This is a genomic window from Cutibacterium acnes, assembly GCF_003030305.1.
Lineage (GTDB): Bacteria > Actinomycetota > Actinomycetes > Propionibacteriales > Propionibacteriaceae > Cutibacterium > Cutibacterium acnes.
Genome location: NZ_CP023676.1, coordinates 380,956 through 397,396 on the forward strand (window position 1 = coordinate 380,956; position 16,441 = coordinate 397,396).

Genomic DNA, 16,441 nt, shown 5'->3' on the forward strand with positions numbered 1-16,441 from the left:
TTCTCCTTCATCGTGGTGGGTTAAACAAAAGATGGATGTGGCCGTTGTGGGTGATCCGTTCGACGTTCACCTCATAGACCTTCGAGAGCAGATCGGGCTGCAGGACGTCTTCGCAGGAGCCGGTGGCGACCAGATGCTTCTCGGCGAGGAGCACCAGCTGGTCGCATACCCGGGCAGCCAGATTGAGGTCATGTAGCACGATGACGGTGGTTGCCTTGATGGTTCGGACGAGGTCGAGCAGGGCGAACTGATGGCCGATGTCAAGGTGATTGGTGGGTTCGTCAAGAAGGAGATGGCCGGCTTGTTGGGCAATGGCCCGAGCGACGAGCACCCGCTGACGCTCCCCGCCAGACAGTTGGGTGACGAGTCGGTCAGCCAGGTCGGTGAGGTCGGTACGGGTTAGGGCCTCTTCGACGATGTTGCGATCTGCAGCGTCCCCGTATCCCATGAGGGACCGGTGCGGCAGTCGACCGAGGGCAACGGTGTCTCGAACTGTCAGTGGTAAGGATGGATCGGGGGTCTGGGAGACGACGGCCACCTCGCGGGCGATCTCCCGTCGACTCATCGAGGCTAGATCGTGGTCGCTGACCGTGACCTGCCCCGAGGCGATCGAGACGTTGCGATAGAGGGCCGACAGCAACGTGGACTTTCCGGCACCGTTGGGGCCGACGACCCCCACCGTCACCCCTTGGCCTGCGGAAAAATCGATGTTCTCTAAAACGATTCGTTGCCCGCGTCGGACTACCAGCTGAGAGGCATTGATCATGCCAACGTCCCCCTCTTTACGAGTACGAGCAGGAAGGGTGCGCCGAGTAGACCGGTGATGACGCCGATCGGCAGTTCCGCCGGGCTGAAGACTGTGCGGGAAAACGTGTCGGCCCACACCAGGAAGATCGCTGCTGTAATCGCTGAGGAGACGACCAGACGGCGGTGGCCGTGTCCGATGAAGGAGCGCATGAGGTGGGGGATCACTAACCCGACGAAACCGATCCCGCCCGAAATCGCGACGGCGATCGCGACCCCGGCCGAAACGGGGACGAGGAGCAGAACGCGGATCATCGCTGGGTCGATTCCCACTGCAGTAGCTGTGGAATCACCGGAGGCCAGGGCGTCGAGCCACGGAGCACAGATCCACAAGAGTATAGAGAGCACGACCGCCACGACGATGCTCGTCCACCCTTGGGCCCAGCTGGCCCGGGACAGATCGCCGAGGGTCCAGAACATTACCGCCCGGGCGGTCTCGGGAGAGTCGGACGAGAAGATAATGAAGTTGGTGAGAGCTTGGAACACGAATCCCACTGCGAGTCCGGCCAGGATGAGGCGAAGGGTCGACGAGTTGCGCCCGCCGCCCATGAACAACACGATGGCGGTTGAGGCAAGAGCTCCCAGAAACGCCATGCCGGCCACTCCGAAAGTTGAGGAGATACCGACGAGGATGATTGCTGTGGCAACCCCCGACGACGCTCCGGCGCTGACTCCCAACACATACGGCTCAGCGAGCGGATTGCGTACCACCGCTTGCAGGGTCACCCCGGCCGCTCCCAGGATCGCTCCTACCCCCAGCCCAGTGACTATCCGTGGCATTCGGTTCTGCCAGACGATGGCATCGGTGATGGAGTCCCAGGAGAGGTGGACTGGTAGTCCGCAGTGATCGGCTAAGACCCCGAGCACCTGGCCTATGGGCACTGGGGCGGCGCCGAAGGCGATAGACAGCACTGGGGTGAGGACGAGCAACGCCACCAGCAGAATGAATCGCACTGGTGTGCGGCGATGCAGGGATCGAACCAAGAAAGCCATCCTCGTTGGGGCCGAGTCGCGCGGCCGTCGGGTAAGTGTGGTCCGGGAGGTTTTCGGACTTGGCATCATCCGAACGAGCGCCTTCCCGGGTTGTTCCCAGTGGCTTGCTACTTGCCCGTCTGCGTTACCGCTGCGCGTCAGTCCCCGATTCTCACGGGGTTCCCTGCATCGGACGGCGGTACTTTAGCACAACCTTTAGTACTACCTCATCTGGCCTTTAGTACTACCTCATCTGGCTGAACCGGCGCACTCACATCCCCGCGCTGCCGTGTCTCCAATAGCTCATGAAGGCGATGTGACGACGATCGACGCCGTGATCGTTGACGAGGATCCGTCGCAGGCGGCGCACCATTGTGGACTTGCCGGCAATCCACGAGTAAAACTCTTGCGGCGGGCTAGCAGGGGTGTCCCACAACAGATCGTCGGGTCCCTCCTCAGGAGAGTCCTGTTGGCAGCGCGGCAATGGGAACCGATGCAGGTGGTCCTCGATGGCCTCGGCCAGACGGTCCCCTCGCTCGCCTAACCGCTCCTGCCACCTAATGTTGATCCGATTGCCGCGCGAGTCGGTCCAGTGGCCGTCCGGGCCGGCTTCGATCTTCCGGGCCAGCTGTGGTACCTCCACCACGGCTTCGACCTCTGCCGCATGGGTGGGCAGTTGCTCCAGGATCGAGCACACTGCGGGTGCAGCAGCGTCGTCACCCAGGATCAGCAGCCGTTTAGCATCCCCGGGGTGGAAATCGATACCGGTCTGCTCTGCTCCTGGGGCGGTGGCGTCCAACCCGATGACGAGTACCTGACTGCCCAACGGAGCACTGGTGGCAAACCTGTGCCCCGGGCCGTCCCCGTCGTGGCAGGCGACATCAATGACGATGCCGTTCTCTATCACCCGGCGCACGGTGTACGTGCGCATCTCGGGCCGGGCGGGATCGTCGAGCCAGAGCTGGTACCAGCCGTCTCCGACCTTGGGATCGGTGAGCGCCGGGTTTGGATGCTCCCCGATGAACAGCAGTTTGATCCGCCGGTCAAGGCACGGCTGGGGGAATCGCACCTCGTCGCCGGTGAGAATGAGTCGGATGAAATTGGGCTCGACGAGGCTTCGCGACGACAACCTCATGAGGTAGGGACGGTACTCAGCCATGGTGGGTCTCCAGGATTTCGAGGGGAATGACGATCGGTGAGGCGGTCTCCGGATCGTTAATGATCCTGGGGCAGCGGTGTTCAGCGAGCAGCTCCGGTGAGTGCTGGCGCTGTTAGTCAACCCTAAGATTAGGAATCGAGCAAGGGGAAGCCGGTCAGGTCAGCGCGGAGACATTCGTTGCCATGCTGGTTGAAACGCAGCGGTGTGATGGAGCTGTCGAGGTCTCTCAGCCGAAGCGGCCCGAGATGTAATCCTCAGTGGCTTTTTCCTTTGGGTTGGAGAAAATTCGCTCGGTGGTGTCGATCTCGACGAGACGACCGGGCTCTCCCTGAGCTTTCAGGTTAAAGAAGGCGGTCTGATCAGAGACCCGGGCAGCCTGCTGCATGTTGTGGGTTACGATCACCACGGTGAAGCGCTCCTTGAGCTCACTGACAAGATCCTCGATGGCTAGGGTCGAGATCGGGTCCAGGGCCGAGCAGGGCTCGTCCATGAGTAGGACCTCGGGCTCGACGGCAATGGCTCGGGCGATGCACAGTCGTTGCTGCTGGCCACCCGAAAGGGAAGCGCCGGAGCGCTCCAGGCGGTCCTTGACCTCGTCCCACAGGTTGGCGCCGCGTAGCGACTTCTCACAAGCCTCATCGAGTAACTTGTTGTCACGTACGCCGTTGAGCTTCAGCCCTGCTACGACGTTATCTCGGATGGACATTGCCGGGAAGGGGTTGGCTCGCTGGAAGACCATGCCAACATTGCGTCGCACGGCTACCGGGTCGACGCCTTTGCCGTACAGGTCAACCCCGTCGAGCTCTACCTTGCCGGTGCAGTAGGCACCTGGAATGACCTCGTGCATGCGATTGAGGGTCCGCAGCACCGTCGACTTGCCACACCCGGACGGGCCAATGAAGGCCGTCACAGTGCGAGGCTCGACGATCAGGTTTACCGACTCGACGGCGTGGAAGGACCCGTAGTAAATGTCGAGGTCTTTGGTCTCGATGCGCTTTGCCATATGCAGCTCACTTTCATGTCACTTGCCCATGCGGCGCATGTAGCGGCGGGAGATCCGACGGGCAATGAGGTTGAGTCCCATGACCAGGATGATGAGGGTAATAGCGGCTCCCCACACCACCGGGGTATCGACGCCGCCCTGGGTGTAAGCGTTAGTGATGACGGTCGGCAGCGTCGCGAAGTTTGGTGTTGACGGATTAAAGGTCAACTCGGTGTTGAACTGCAGCAACACGATCAGCGGAGCCGTTTCGCCCATAACTCGAGCTAAGCCCAGCACGATACCGGTGAGGATGCCAGTCATGGAGGTTGGCAAGACGACCTTCATGATCGTCTTCCATTGAGAGACGCCCAGGGCGAAGGAGGCCTCACGCAAAGAGTCTGGCACGAGCTTGAGCATTTCCTCGGTTGATCGCAGCACCGTCGGAACCATGAGGATCATGAGGGCCAACGAGGAGGCCCACGCGGATTGGGTGCCACCGAAGGTGGTAACGACTACGGCGAAGACGAAGAGGGCCGCGACGATTGAAGGTACACCGGTTAGCACGTCGACGGCGAAGCTAATGACCTTGGCGATCTTAGTTCCGCGGGCGTACTCGACTAGGAAGATCGCGGTCATCAGAGCGATCGGTACCGAGATAATCGATGTAATAAGGCCAATTTCAAGGGTTCCGACGATAGCGTGGATGGCGCCCTGCTCGGCCAAGTCGAAGGAGGGATCCATCGAGTGGGTCCACCACGACGCGTGGAATAGTGATCCGATGCCGCGCCGGACGGCCGCGAAGAGCAGCCAGACCAGTGGGATAACAGCCAGTACGGTGGCCACGATCATGAATGCTGAGGCGCAGCCGCTCTTGATAGTCCGTTTACCAGACGGGCGGGAGAGATCTAGCTGTCCGGGCGTGTTGTCGCCATGGTGGGTGATGTGGTCAGGGGTGGTGGCGCTCATCGCTTAACCCCCTTCGCCGCAATCAACCGGGCAGTCGCGTTGACCACGAAGGTAATGACGAACAGGGCCAGGGCCGACGCCACGAGGGCACCCAGCGAGGTGGGATCGCTAATGGCCTCGGAGAAGTTACCGGCAATCTTCGACGCGAATGTCTCACCACCGACGAAGATCGACAGGTTGAGGTTCTGTTTGAGCGCCATGGGGCTCATCGTCTGCAGGATGAGGGTGACAGCCAGGGTCTCGCCGAGGGCGCGTCCTAGACCCAACATGGATCCGGAAATGATGCCGGACCGCGAGTGGGGGAGCACTGCAAGCTTGATGACCTCCCAGCGCGTCGATCCGAGGGCGAGCGCGGCCTCGACTTGATCATGGGGCGTCTGGGCCATGACGTCGCGGCTAACAGCAGTGATAATTGGCAGGATCATGATGGCCAGGACGAGACTGGCAAGGTAGACCGTGCCAGTAGCCGAGGACCACGACGGATCCTCGGAAAAGATCGGAATCCAGCCGAGCGCTTTGATTATGGCCCCGCGTAAACCGTTGATGATTCCCGACGATCCGAAGACGATGCCGCCCCACAGACCGAAGACGATCGAGGGGACTGCCGCCAGCAAATCGACGACGAACGCGACCGGGCTAGCGAGCTTCCTGGGTGCGAGTTGGGTGATAAACAGAGCGATGCCCACCGAGAGTGGCACTGCGATGAGCAGGGCAAGCAGGGATGAGATGACTGTCGTCCATAGCAGGGCCTGGATACCAAAGGCCGGCGGGTTCTGATCCGTTGTCCAAGCCCGGGACGTGAAAAAGTTATCGGTGTTAGCCAACAATGTTGGGGCTGCCGTCTTCATGAGGAAGACGAACATCAGGATGACGATGATGGCCAGGGCTATGGCAATAACCGACGAGGCGCCAGCGAAAATCGTGTCCCCGACCCGCGACACCGGCTTCATGCGGGATGCCGCCGTGAGTTTCCGCTGTGCCGGCGATGTGGTTTCAGCCATGGGCTTCCTTCGTCGCGATCATGGTCGTGTTGTGGTGAGGGGCGGGAAGACGACTGGCGTCCTCCCGCCCCGGCGCGCCGGGGCGCTTGTCCCCGGGCAGAGAGTCAATCAGGAGAGGGCCTGGGCGGAACCCAGAACCTTCGAAGCAACGTCGGAGGGTAGCGGAGCGTAACCAAGGTCCTGGATCTTCTTCTGCTCCCTCTCAGAAGCGTAGAAGGACAGGAAGTCCTTCAAGAGCGCGGCCTTGCCGGAGTCCTGGCCCTTGGAACAAGCGATCTCGTAGGTTACGAGAACGGCCGGATACACGCCCGCCGGGGTGTTCTTGTACTGGAGCTCGAGCTGCAGGTCATGGCCCTGTCCGACGACCTTAGCGGCCGAGACGGCCTTACCGGCAGACTCACCGGTCAGCTTGACCGGACCGTTTCCGTTATCGATGGCGGCCATGTCGAGGCTGTTCTTTGTAGCGTAGGACCACTCGTCGTACGAGATCGAGTTCTTGGTGCTCTTGACAGCCTGGGCGATGCCGGCCGACTTATCGGCGCCCTTGCCCGCACCTTTCCATGTCTTGGAGTGCTTCTCAGTCCAGATGTCACCGGCCGCCTTGTTGAGGAACTTGGTGAAGTTGTCGGTGGTGCCCGACTCGTCCTTGCGGTAAAACACCTCGATCTGGGCCGACGGCAACGCGGCTTTCGGGTTCTCCTTCTTGATGGCGTCGTCGTTCCAGTTTGTGATGGCGCCGGAGAAAATCTTGGCGAGGGTCGCGGTGGAGAGGGTTAGATCTTTGACGCCGTCGACGTTGTAGACCACGGCAATCGGGCCAGCAGCCATCGGGAGGTGCCATGGGTCGGCGTTGCAGCGCTGCTTGGCCTTATCAGGCTCCCCCTTGTCAGCGTTGAGGACGGAGTCAGAACCGGCCCAGTCGGTTTGCCTACCGATGAAGGACTTCACGCCAGCGCCGGAGCCGGTGGGGGAGTAGTTGACGGTTGCTGAGGAACAGGCAGCCTTGTAGCCGGAAATAACTTGGTTGATGGCGTTCAGCTGAGCCGAGGAACCAGCACCGGAGATGCTGCCACCAGGGCAGGCGGGCTTGAACGAGACAGCGTCAGCCGAGGAATCGCTGGGCTGGGCGGCGGAGCTGGCAGTCGAGGTGGTCTTGGAGGACGAGGCAGAACTGGAACCCTTGTCACCATTGGCACCACAAGCGGTGAGGGAGATGGCGCTGATAGCAGCCAGGGCAGTGATTTTGGCGAAACGATTCACGGCACATCCTTCTTCGAGTGATGTACTGGGGCCGCCGTTGCGGTCCTTGGTACAGGGATGACGTTAGGGTTTGGAAATGTCGCAGGGATCGCGTCAAGGTGAACGCAACGTGAACACCGTCGCCACTTTGACCGAAGGAAATCGCCTAAGACGCAGTTTGTGACCTGCTGGTTTAGTACCGTGATGAGTGCCACTCTTGGCGGATTGTGCGTCCCGTTTCATCGAGGTGAACAATCAGGCACTCCGCAGTTGACATAGGGCGATTCGCCCCGCCAAGGGCGTCTCGCATCGTCGGCAGTACCGGACGATGGCCACAAATGGCAATTGGTTGGTTGGGGTCTGCCAACGCGCGGCCAATAATTTTTCTCATAGCTGACGTCGCCTTGTGGGGGTCGGCTTCGTGTGTCTCCTCGCTCAGAGCATCAAGCCCGGTGATCTGCGCTCCAATGGTGTCGGCATATGGCTGAAGAGTTTGCATACATCGCGTCGATGATGAGCTTGCAAGGCGGGCCACCCCAAAGGCGCTCAGCAAGTCGGCCAAGGCCTTGGCCTGACGGCGACCGCGCCTTTCCAACGGGCGTGTGGCGTCTTTACCGTGTCTCTTACGGGAGTTCCACTCTTTGCGTGAGACAGCTTTGCCATGTCGTACCAGGATGATTGTTGACGTCGACGGCAAGTCGAGGGCCTCCTCGAGCACCTGGACGTCGGTGGGATAGGTGAGGCGCTCAAGAGCCTGGTCGGTTGGCATCCAGAAGGCGCCATCGATCTCCTCAGGACTGGCTGTCGCATTCTCAATGGACCCTCCGATGGCGACCCCTAGCCACCAGGAGACGACTTTGGCGCGCGACTTTGGCTTGCCGTCACGTGTGGAGTATTTGACGGTGTACTCGATGGGTTGCAGAGGCATCGTCAACCGGATATTAATGCCGGTTTCCTCGGCCACTTCGCGCACTGCAGTGGTGGGAAGATCCTCGCCAGGTTCGAGTTTTCCCTTAGGTAGGGAAAGGTCGTCGTAACTGGGACGATGGACGACGAGTACTTCACGAGCCCCGTCATCAATGTCGCGTAGTACGACGGCGCCAGCTGCCTGGATAGGCCCCTTGTGTCCCCCCATCTCGGTTTCACCGCCTCCTGTCGCGGGTGCGTCGGATGAGTTCTTCTTGTAAGTCAGTTAGGGGGATGTCGTCCGGTCCGCGTGACACCTCGGTCCAAGTGCGATCCTGCAGGTGCCACGACACCGTACCTGGGTCGAAGGCCATGTCGAACATCTCTTCAACCTCCGCCACGTGCTGCTTGTTGGACAAGCCGACAAGGGCTTCTACCCGGCGGTCCAGGTTGCGGTGCATGAGATCGGCTGAGCCGATTGCCACCATCGGGCGACCACCGTTGGCGAACCAGAAGATGCGGGAGTGTTCTAGGAACCGGCCCAGGATAGAGATGACCCGGATGTTCTCACTGAGCCCGGGAACCCCCGGTCTGATAGAGCAAATACCACGTACCCACAGGTCTACTGGAACACCGGCGCGGGAGGCGCGGTAAAGGGCGTCGATGACGCGCTCATCGACGATGGAGTTGACCTTGATCCTCACTCCGGCAGGCAACCCAGCCTTCTTATTGTCGATCTCGCGCTCAATCGCGTCGATGATGCCGCTCCGGATGCTTTCAGGGGCTACCAGGAGACGGCGGTAACGTTTCTCAGCCGTCATCCCGGATAGGTGATTAAACAGCCTCGCGACGTCTTCGGTAATGATCGGGTTGGAGGTTAGTAGACCGAGGTCCTCGTACTGGCGAGCCGTCTTGGGATTGTAGTTTCCGGTGCCGATGTGGGCGTAGCGGCGCAACCCTTCGCCCTCGTCGCGGATTACCATGGCCAACTTGCAGTGGGTCTTGAGGCCCACCATGCCGTAAACGACGTGGACTCCGGCCCGTTCCAGCAGTCGGGCCCAGGTGATGTTGGCCTGTTCGTCGAACCTCGCCTTAATCTCCACGACCGCCAGCACCTGCTTGCCAGCCTCGGCGGCATCGACGAGGGCGTCAATGATGGGGGAGTCGCCGGAAGTGCGGTACAGGGTTTGTTTGATGGCCAGCACCTGGGGGTCTTGAGCAGCTTGCTCGATGAACCGCTGCACGCTGGTGGCGAAGGAGTCGTAGGGGTGATGGACGAGCACGTCGCGACGACGGATCGCGGCAAACATGTCGGCTGGGCGAGCCGTCTCCACCTCGGCCAAGTGCGGATGCGTGATGGGCAGGAAGTTCGGGTAGGACAGATCGTCGCGGTCGACGTCGGCCAGCGAGAACAGGCCGGTCAGGTCCAGTGGGGCCGGCAGCCGGAAGACCTCCTTGTCTCTGATGTCAAGTTCACGGGTGAGTAGCTCGAGCATCTCCGCGGAAATGTCGTCCTGGACCTCCAATCGCACCGGAGGGCGGCCCACCTTGCGGCGCAGCAGCTCCTTCTCGAGAGCGAACAGCAGGTTCTCGGCGTCATCCTCCTCGACCTCGAGGTCTTCGTTTCGAGTGACGCGGAAGGTGGTGTGTTGCAGCACGTGCATGCCGGTGAACAGTTGGTCGAGGTGACGACTGATGATTTCCTCTAGCGGAAGGAATCGTCCCTCGCCCAGGTTGACCAGCCGAGGCAGCACCGACGGCACTTTGACCCGAGCGAACTGCTCTGCGCCAGTAATGGGATTTGCCAGCATGACGGCCAGGTTGATCGATAGGCCGCGAATGTACGGGAAGGGGTGGGATGGGTCGACGGCTAAGGGGGTAAGAATGGGGAAAATCCGTTCCGAGAACAAGGTGCGCATGCGGCCCTTTTCATCATCGGACAGCTCGGCCCAACGCAGGATCTCAATGCCTTCATCTACCAGCCCGGGGCGCACCTCCTCAGCGAATACCCGAGATTGTTCAGAAACTAGGTCATGGGTGCGGGCCAGAATGGCATCGTGGAGCTCACGAGGTAGCATCCCAGCGACGGAAGGCACGGCGACTCCAGCGTCGATACGGCGTTTGAGACCGGCGACTCGCACCATGAAAAATTCGTCGAGGTTGGACGAGAAAATGGCCAGAAACTTCGCTCTCTCGAGCAGAGGGATGCGTTCGGTATCGCGCGCAAGATCCAGCACCCGTTCGTTGAAGGCGAGCCACGATAGCTCACGATCGCTGTAGCGACCCTCCGGCAGCTCGTCGGGAGAAGACGGGGAAGTCCCGGGGGTGGGCTTCTTGGCCATGGACACACTCCTTGGAGATTCGTCCGCTCACCATCGGGTGAGCGCAGCTGCATTCAATCTATCGGACGGAGCCCGCTTGCAGGGCGTGCAACTTTCAGTTGGCCCTACCGTCCGAGCGAATTTAACGTTCCGCCTGGAATCGGTAGCCCACCGACCGCACCGTTTGGATGTGGCCTTCGTACTCTGGGCCGACTTTGGCGCGCAGACGACGGATATGGACGTCTACGGTCCGGGTACCACCGTAGTAGTCGTAACCCCACACGTCTGACAACAGGAGGTCTCGGGTAAGTACTCTACCGGGGTGTCCGACGAGGTACTTCAGCAGCTCGAACTCGGTGTAGGTGAGATCAAGGTCCTTGTCCCCGACACTTGCTGTGTACCCGTCCTCGTCGACGGTGAACGGTCCGGCCACGAGCTGGTTGGTGACCTGGATCGTAAACAGACAGCGAAGCCGGGTCTCGGCTTCCGATGGGGTTGCCGAATCGCACAGAAAGTCGTCCATTCCCCAGTCGGGGCTGATGACCGAGAGAGTGTCGGAGCCGACCAACAGCAGGACCGGCACTCGTCTCTCGTGACAGGACAGCCGCAGACAAGCCTCGCGCGCCTTGGCCGGTTCGTCGTGGCAGTCGACGAGCACGACGTCGACCCCTTCCAGATGAGACATGCATTCCTTCAGGTCGTCGTAGCGAGAGATGCTGTGCGGTAACAGTTCCAAGGCCTGAGGTAGCGGGGCATCTAACGGACCCAGCAAGGACAGTCGTGCCATCCGGATGCCCTCCCATGCTGAAATCGCGTTGTTCGAGATCATGTCGTCAACGATGTCGCATCCCATCATCCCACGGGGGACCGAGCCGTCTCACAATATCGGCACTACGATTTGTGTCGTGACGAGGATGCCTGACGAGTGGTTCCGTCCGGATGAGGAGGAGTCCGGGCCGGGCGAACCCTGTCCGGCGGAGAGCGTTGAGGGGCCTCAAGAAAACGAAAATCCGCCTTCTCGTCATGCGGACTCCGAGGAGACTCCGATCTCCTCAACGACTAGCGGCACAATTCGCGTCCTGACCGATGACACCGGGCCGAGTGTGGTGGTTGGTCACGCCCGTGCTACTGGCGCCTCGGCGTCCTCACATCACCGGCATTTCCCGATCTGGATCCTGGGGGTGGCGGCTGCGCTAGTCGTCGGATTGGTGCTAGGTACCTTCATCACCCAGTCCCGTGACAGCACCGGCGCGGCGCAAATCGCCCCTAGGGCCTTGGTGCCTGCGTCGACCTCCACAGCAGACATGCCATACCAAGGGAAGGTCAAGGCGATTGGCGGTGTGAAAGCCACGGCATCGTGCGTGTCCGACCCTGCGGTTGGCTCTCGGCATGAATTGGTTCGCTATGACGCTAAGTACGTGGTCGACGACAAGCCGGAGACGGCGTGGCGGTGCAACGGTTCGGGCGAGGGTCAGCAGATCACCCTCACTCTGCCCCACCCCTCCCGGATTGTTGGTGTGGGGATGATCAACGGCTATGCGAAGGTGTTCGGAAACGTCGACCTCTATCCGCAATACCGCCGCGTGCGCACGGTGCGTTGGACGATGCCTGACGGGACGTGGTTCAACCAGGATTTCACCGATGACGATCAAGATCTGCAGAAGGTCATGATCGCCCCACGTACTGTCAAGGGGGACATCACCCTCACCATCATCGCGTCGACCCAACCCGGTTCGCTCGGCGAGCCCACCCGGGACTCGGTGCTCATCTCATCGGTGCAGTTGTACGAGGAATCTTGAGTTGTACGGATTGTTCAGTGCCAATCATCGGTGTCGATGAGAATCGTCATCGGGCCGTCGTTGACTAGACCCACCTTCATATCGGCACCGAAGATTCCGGTCTCGACGTGGGCTCCCAAGCTGCGCAGGTGGGTTACGAAGTGGTCCACCAGCGGCTCGGACACCGGCCCGGGTGCCGCAGCACTCCACGACGGGCGGCGCCCCTTACGGGTACTGGCGTAGAGGGTGAACTGGCTGACGACGAGCAGCGGGGCATTAAGGTCGCTGGCAGATTTCTCCTCGGACAGGATGCGCAGCCCCCACACTTTCTCGGCCAGTTTTTCGGCCGTGGTGGCGGTGTCGGTACCGGTGACCCCGACGAGCACCACCAGCCCGGGAGTCGTCAGTGACCCGACCGTCCGGCCCTCGACGACGACCTCGGCACTGGTTGCTCTCTGTATGACGACCCGCATGGAATCGAGTCTACGCAGCTGACCTCGTAGAATCGTGACGTGGCTGAAGCTGATCTTGTGGTTCTGGTGACCGTTGCGGTGGTGGGTGCCGTGTTACCGCTGGTTGCTGTGACCAGGGCTCTGATCGCAGCTTGGCGAGGCTGAGCACGGCCATCGCTCCGTCTTTCCCGAAAATCTACGACGACACGAGGACCCATGCCTTTCCAGATTCCTGACGACCTGAATCGTGATCTCATGCCCTTGGCCTGGATGATCGGCCACTGGGAGGGGGAGGGACACGGAAACACTCCAGACGACGGTGAGTTCAGTTTCGGGTGCCAGGTCGACTTCACTGACAATGGTGGGGACTACTTGCACTACATCTGCCAAACGTTCACCATGAATCCCGACGGCACCCCGGCCGCACCGTTGCGTATGGAGACCGGTTTCTGGCGTCCCAACGTCGACACTCGCAAGGTCGATGTCCTGATGGCTGCCCCGGAGGGCTGGGCCGAGGTGTGGACCGGGAACATCGACGGCGCCAAGATCGAGCTGGTCACCGACGCGGTGGCTCGTACTGAGGAGGCCCTGGTGCCCTACACCGGCGGGCAGCGTCTCTATGGTCAGGTCGAAGGCGATCTGTTATGGACCTTCGACCGGGCCACCGTCGATGCCCCCCTGCAGCCCTACATGTGGGCTCGCCTCAAGAGGTCTTGAGATGTCTGATCCGGTATTGCTGACCGACGGTCCGGACACCGGTCTGGTCTCCCACATGAGGAACCCGATCGCTGAGCAGCGCCTGATGGTCGACGGAGGTGGGAGCGTCGAGCTATCCAATCGCGAGGTGCTGGCAATCTCCGGTGTCGACCGGCTGGGCTGGCTGCACTCTTTGACGTCACAGTTTCTTGACGGCATGGAACCGGGGCGCACTACGACGAGCCTCGTATTATCGCCGACCGGCCATGTTGAGCACGTCTTGCACGGCGTTGATGATGGCCAGACCTTTTGGGCCTGGACGGAGCCGGGTCGCGGGGCTGATCTGGCGGCGTGGCTGGACTCCATGCGCTTCATGATGAGGGTCGAAGTTGCGTTGCGCCCGGACATGACCGTCCGATGGTTCGGCCATGACGTCGCCGTTTCCGATGGCGTGGTCCTCGACTCGGAGGTGGCCGGTGGACACGAGGTGATCCTGCCCGTTGACGCCGAGATCCCTGGGGATGCCGATCCGGTCGGGGTGCTGGCCTGGGAGGCGTTACGGATTGCTGCCGGCATTCCGCGGATTGGGCTGGATACCGACGATCGAACCATCCCTAATGAGATTGGTCTCTACGGCACTCATATGGATAAAGGGTGTTACCGCGGCCAGGAGACGGTTGCCCGGGTGTACAACCTGGGGCGCCCGCCGCGTCGGTTGACTCTGCTGCAGCTCGACGGCTCCCGCGCCGAACTTCCCGAGGTCGGTGCCGACATCCACGCTGGTGGGCGTCGGGTCGGGGCCATGGGGTCGTCCGCCAACCATGGCGTCGACGGTCCGATCGGTTTGGCCCTAGTGCGTCGTGGTGTCGATGTCGGTCTGGAGCTGGAAGTCGACGGGATCGCGGCGGGTCAGCAGCCCCTCGTCGATCCTGAAGTTGGCTTGCACGTCTGCCCGGTAGTGTGAGTCTGTTCCCCTGTGCCCACCAGGGTCGAGGAGGAAGTACGTGAAGAAGGATTATTTCAACCGCACCCAGAAATTGGTGACGGTCCTCATTGACGCCATCGTCTTTGTGGTCGGCATCTTTTTGTCATTCTGGATGCGTTTCGGAATGGTCATTCCGCAGCGAAATCTAGATGACGGAAAAGCCGCGCTCATGGCGTCGGTTATTGCGTTCCTTATTATCAATGTCTTGTCTGGTGTTTACGTCCTGTATAACAAGACATTGTTAGATATAGGAATTATCACGGTTGTCGACCAGGTCATGGTGACTATCGTGATTATGGCGTTGACCTTCTTTGGGCGATGGTTTGCCTTCCCGCGGTCGGTCCTTCTCATCAACTTGGTGGTCGGCATCGTCTTGCTCCTTGTGTGGCGCAGTGTCGAGGTCGTAGCCTATCGCCATCTACGAGGGGCTAAGCGGGTGATGTTGCTCGGTCCTCCTGAGATGCTTAACCGGGCCGTCATGAACTACATGGCGAATAAGGCGACCCGTCATCGCCTTACTCATGTGGTGCGTGGCCACTACTTGGAGCAGATTCGATCTCATATCAACGAGTTTGATACTGCCCACGTTTCTGACGATATTCCTTCCTCTGAGCGAGTCGCTATTTATGATCTGCTGCTGAGTGAGGATAAGGAAATCTTCATGTCCACCTCGTTTGAGCATATGATGCTCATCAATCCGACAATAATGTCGATTGAAGATGAGACGATCATTGCTGCGAGCCCATTTAAGATTCCGGCAGAAATGGATATTGTCAAGAGGTTCTTTGACATTTTACTGTCGCTAATCGCCCTGGTTGTCGCGTCGCCAATTATGTTCGTCACCGCGATCCTGGTGAAAGCCAGCTCTCCCGGTCCGGTTTTCTACCGTCAGACCCGCATCACTAAGGACGGGCGCGAGTTCAAGATCCTCAAATTCCGTTCTATGGGTGTGATGGCCGAAAAAGAGTCCGGCCCCATGTTGGCCACTACCAACGACCCGCGCGTGACCACGGTGGGCAAATACTTGCGTAGCTTGCGCATCGACGAGATCCCGCAGCTCATTAACGTGCTCATCGGCGACATGTCGATCGTCGGTCCTCGCCCCGAACGACCCTTCTTCGTCGACCAGTTCCAAGAGCAGAACGCCCACTACACATTGCGGCACAACGTGCGCGCTGGCATCACCGGGTACGCGCAGGTCTACGGTAAATACGCTTCAGACTTCGCCGCCAAACTCAACTTCGATCTTATTTACATCAAGCAGTACTCACTTGTTCTGGACGTCAAGATCATGATCCAGACCATCAAGATCCTCTTCGACAAGGTCTCTTCGCGAGGTGTTGACGAGACAGCTGAGCCCGACGAGAACATCCACCTGCCTGCGGAGGTCCAGCAGCTGAACTGACGGGCAGGGGAGTCCTCCTGAATCAGGATTCGCGTGCCACCTTGTACTGGGCGGCCTGGGCGCGAGGACGGACGATCATTCGATCAATGTTGACGTGGCTGGGCAGCCCAGAGATCCAACGTACGCATTCGGCAATGTCAGCGGCGACCAGGGGAGAGTCGACCCCCTGGTAAACCTTGTCAGCTTTGGCCTGGTCGCCGTGGAAACGCACCAGGGAGAACTCCTCGGTGTGCACCATGCCGGGGCTCACCTCGCACACCCGCACCGGATGGCCACATAGTTCTAGGCGCAGGGCTTCGACAACAGCTCTCTCGCCAGATTTAGCAGCACAGTATCCGGCACCGCCCTCGTAGCCCCATTCAGCGGCGGTGGAGGTGATGGTGATGATGGTGCCTTCAGCAATTTCGAGCGCGGGCAGGAGAGCCTTGGTGACCTGCCCCATGCCTAGCACGTTGGTTTGGTACATCGTCGTCCAGGCATTGAGGTCAGCCTCAGTGACGGGTTCTTGACCGACGGCGCCACCAGCATTGTTGACGAGGAGATCGACCTTGCCGCCGACAGTCTTGACGAGGTTGGTGACAGACTCGTCGCTCGTCACGTCGCATACTACGGCTTGCCCACCGATCTCGGCGGAGAGTGGCTCGATGCGCTCGACTCGGCGGGCTGCACAGATGACGTGCCAGCTATCGCCCGCTAGAGCGCGGGCCGTGGCCGCGCCGATTCCCGAACTCGCTCCTGTGACCACTGCAGTTTTAGTCATGGCCCTATTGTCCTC

The 16,441-nt window shown here is 60.4% G+C and carries 16 protein-coding genes and 1 riboswitch; of the genes, 4 read left to right on the forward strand and 12 right to left on the reverse strand.

What is annotated here, in order from left to right:
* Window positions 1-7: 7 nt before the first annotated feature.
* The 10 genes from CPA42_RS01845 to CPA42_RS01895 form a co-directional block, all read right to left on the reverse strand.
* A complete protein-coding gene (locus tag CPA42_RS01845) occupies window positions 8-766 on the reverse strand; it encodes an ABC transporter ATP-binding protein (RefSeq protein WP_002517171.1) in 759 nt (252 codons plus the stop codon).
* Entirely contained in the window at window positions 763-1,797 is a 1,035-nt protein-coding gene (locus tag CPA42_RS01850; protein WP_002518732.1) for a FecCD family ABC transporter permease, read from the reverse strand. Before CPA42_RS01850 ends, CPA42_RS01845 begins: the two co-directional genes overlap by 4 nt.
* 27 nt (window positions 1,798-1,824) lie before the next feature.
* Window positions 1,825-2,021: riboswitch (cobalamin riboswitch) on the reverse strand.
* A 26-nt stretch (window positions 2,022-2,047) separates the two neighbouring features.
* A complete protein-coding gene (locus CPA42_RS01855) occupies window positions 2,048-2,935 on the reverse strand; it encodes a siderophore-interacting protein (RefSeq protein WP_002517083.1) in 888 nt (295 codons plus the stop codon).
* Window positions 2,936-3,161: 226 nt separating this feature from the next.
* Window positions 3,162-3,938 carry a phosphate ABC transporter ATP-binding protein PstB gene (gene pstB, locus CPA42_RS01860; protein WP_002513066.1) on the reverse strand — a complete coding sequence of 259 codons (777 nt, stop codon included), beginning with the start codon at window positions 3,936-3,938 and terminating at the stop codon, window positions 3,162-3,164.
* A gap of 18 nt (window positions 3,939-3,956) precedes the next feature.
* On the reverse strand, window positions 3,957-4,883 hold the full coding sequence (gene pstA / locus CPA42_RS01865; RefSeq protein WP_002517105.1) for a phosphate ABC transporter permease PstA: 927 nt from the start codon (window positions 4,881-4,883) through the stop codon (window positions 3,957-3,959).
* Window positions 4,880-5,884, reverse strand: coding sequence for a phosphate ABC transporter permease subunit PstC (gene pstC, locus CPA42_RS01870; protein WP_002517183.1), 1,005 nt, complete (start codon window positions 5,882-5,884; stop codon window positions 4,880-4,882). The genes pstA and pstC overlap by 4 nt, the downstream gene beginning before the upstream one ends.
* 108 nt (window positions 5,885-5,992) lie before the next feature.
* Complete coding sequence (gene pstS / locus CPA42_RS01875; protein ID WP_002517082.1) at window positions 5,993-7,144, reverse strand: phosphate ABC transporter substrate-binding protein PstS; 1,152 nt, start codon at window positions 7,142-7,144, stop codon at window positions 5,993-5,995.
* Between the two features lie 172 nt (window positions 7,145-7,316).
* The gene (locus CPA42_RS01885; RefSeq protein ID WP_002517143.1) at window positions 7,317-8,258 is read right to left on the reverse strand and encodes an NUDIX hydrolase; all 942 of its coding nucleotides are present in this window, start codon (window positions 8,256-8,258) and stop codon (window positions 7,317-7,319) included.
* Window positions 8,259-8,265: 7 nt separating this feature from the next.
* Entirely contained in the window at window positions 8,266-10,371 is a 2,106-nt protein-coding gene (locus tag CPA42_RS01890) for an RNA degradosome polyphosphate kinase (RefSeq protein ID WP_002517234.1), read from the reverse strand.
* A 121-nt stretch (window positions 10,372-10,492) separates the two neighbouring features.
* On the reverse strand, window positions 10,493-11,206 hold the full coding sequence (locus tag CPA42_RS01895; protein WP_002517181.1) for a winged helix-turn-helix transcriptional regulator: 714 nt from the start codon (window positions 11,204-11,206) through the stop codon (window positions 10,493-10,495).
* Between the two features lie 58 nt (window positions 11,207-11,264).
* Between CPA42_RS01895 and CPA42_RS01900 the strand changes: the two genes are divergently transcribed.
* Window positions 11,265-12,149 (forward strand): NADase-type glycan-binding domain-containing protein, encoded by an 885-nt coding sequence (locus CPA42_RS01900; protein WP_002518733.1) that lies wholly within the window; start codon window positions 11,265-11,267, stop codon window positions 12,147-12,149.
* A gap of 14 nt (window positions 12,150-12,163) precedes the next feature.
* Here CPA42_RS01900 and dtd read toward each other — a convergent pair whose 3' ends face one another.
* Window positions 12,164-12,601, reverse strand: a complete 438-nt coding sequence (gene dtd / locus CPA42_RS01905) for a D-aminoacyl-tRNA deacylase (RefSeq protein ID WP_002517054.1) — start codon at window positions 12,599-12,601, stop codon at window positions 12,164-12,166.
* 195 nt (window positions 12,602-12,796) lie between these two features.
* On the opposite strand from dtd, the gene CPA42_RS01910 reads away from it, so the two are divergent.
* From CPA42_RS01910 to CPA42_RS01920, 3 genes are read left to right on the forward strand one after another with little or no spacing between them, the layout of a single operon-like run.
* Window positions 12,797-13,297 carry a nitrobindin family protein gene (locus tag CPA42_RS01910; protein ID WP_002517150.1) on the forward strand — a complete coding sequence of 167 codons (501 nt, stop codon included), beginning with the start codon at window positions 12,797-12,799 and terminating at the stop codon, window positions 13,295-13,297.
* Between the two features lies 1 nt (window position 13,298).
* Entirely contained in the window at window positions 13,299-14,240 is a 942-nt protein-coding gene (ygfZ, locus tag CPA42_RS01915; protein ID WP_002517076.1) for a CAF17-like 4Fe-4S cluster assembly/insertion protein YgfZ, read from the forward strand.
* 40 nt (window positions 14,241-14,280) lie between these two features.
* Window positions 14,281-15,666 (forward strand): sugar transferase, encoded by a 1,386-nt coding sequence (locus tag CPA42_RS01920; protein ID WP_002517180.1) that lies wholly within the window; start codon window positions 14,281-14,283, stop codon window positions 15,664-15,666.
* Between the two features lie 22 nt (window positions 15,667-15,688).
* Here CPA42_RS01920 and CPA42_RS01925 read toward each other — a convergent pair whose 3' ends face one another.
* Window positions 15,689-16,426, reverse strand: coding sequence for an SDR family NAD(P)-dependent oxidoreductase (locus CPA42_RS01925; RefSeq protein ID WP_002517239.1), 738 nt, complete (start codon window positions 16,424-16,426; stop codon window positions 15,689-15,691).
* Between the last annotated feature and the right edge of the window lie 15 nt (window positions 16,427-16,441).

Coding starts and splice junctions, on each gene's coding strand:
- CPA42_RS01895 (WP_002517181.1), bottom strand. CDS start 11,206: ATGATGGGATGCGACATCGTTGACGACATGATCTCGAACAACGCGATT.
- CPA42_RS01925 (WP_002517239.1), bottom strand. CDS start 16,426: ATGACTAAAACTGCAGTGGTCACAGGAGCGAGTTCGGGAATCGGCGCG.
- dtd (WP_002517054.1), bottom strand. CDS start 12,601: ATGCGGGTCGTCATACAGAGAGCAACCAGTGCCGAGGTCGTCGTCGAG.
- pstA (WP_002517105.1), bottom strand. CDS start 4,883: ATGAGCGCCACCACCCCTGACCACATCACCCACCATGGCGACAACACG.
- CPA42_RS01910 (WP_002517150.1), top strand. CDS start 12,797: ATGCCTTTCCAGATTCCTGACGACCTGAATCGTGATCTCATGCCCTTG.
- CPA42_RS01850 (WP_002518732.1), bottom strand. CDS start 1,797: ATGGCTTTCTTGGTTCGATCCCTGCATCGCCGCACACCAGTGCGATTC.
- pstB (WP_002513066.1), bottom strand. CDS start 3,938: ATGGCAAAGCGCATCGAGACCAAAGACCTCGACATTTACTACGGGTCC.
- CPA42_RS01890 (WP_002517234.1), bottom strand. CDS start 10,371: ATGGCCAAGAAGCCCACCCCCGGGACTTCCCCGTCTTCTCCCGACGAG.
- CPA42_RS01900 (WP_002518733.1), top strand. CDS start 11,265: ATGCCTGACGAGTGGTTCCGTCCGGATGAGGAGGAGTCCGGGCCGGGC.
- ygfZ (WP_002517076.1), top strand. CDS start 13,299: ATGTCTGATCCGGTATTGCTGACCGACGGTCCGGACACCGGTCTGGTC.
- CPA42_RS01885 (WP_002517143.1), bottom strand. CDS start 8,258: ATGGGGGGACACAAGGGGCCTATCCAGGCAGCTGGCGCCGTCGTACTA.
- pstC (WP_002517183.1), bottom strand. CDS start 5,884: ATGGCTGAAACCACATCGCCGGCACAGCGGAAACTCACGGCGGCATCC.
- CPA42_RS01845 (WP_002517171.1), bottom strand. CDS start 766: ATGATCAATGCCTCTCAGCTGGTAGTCCGACGCGGGCAACGAATCGTT.
- CPA42_RS01855 (WP_002517083.1), bottom strand. CDS start 2,935: ATGGCTGAGTACCGTCCCTACCTCATGAGGTTGTCGTCGCGAAGCCTC.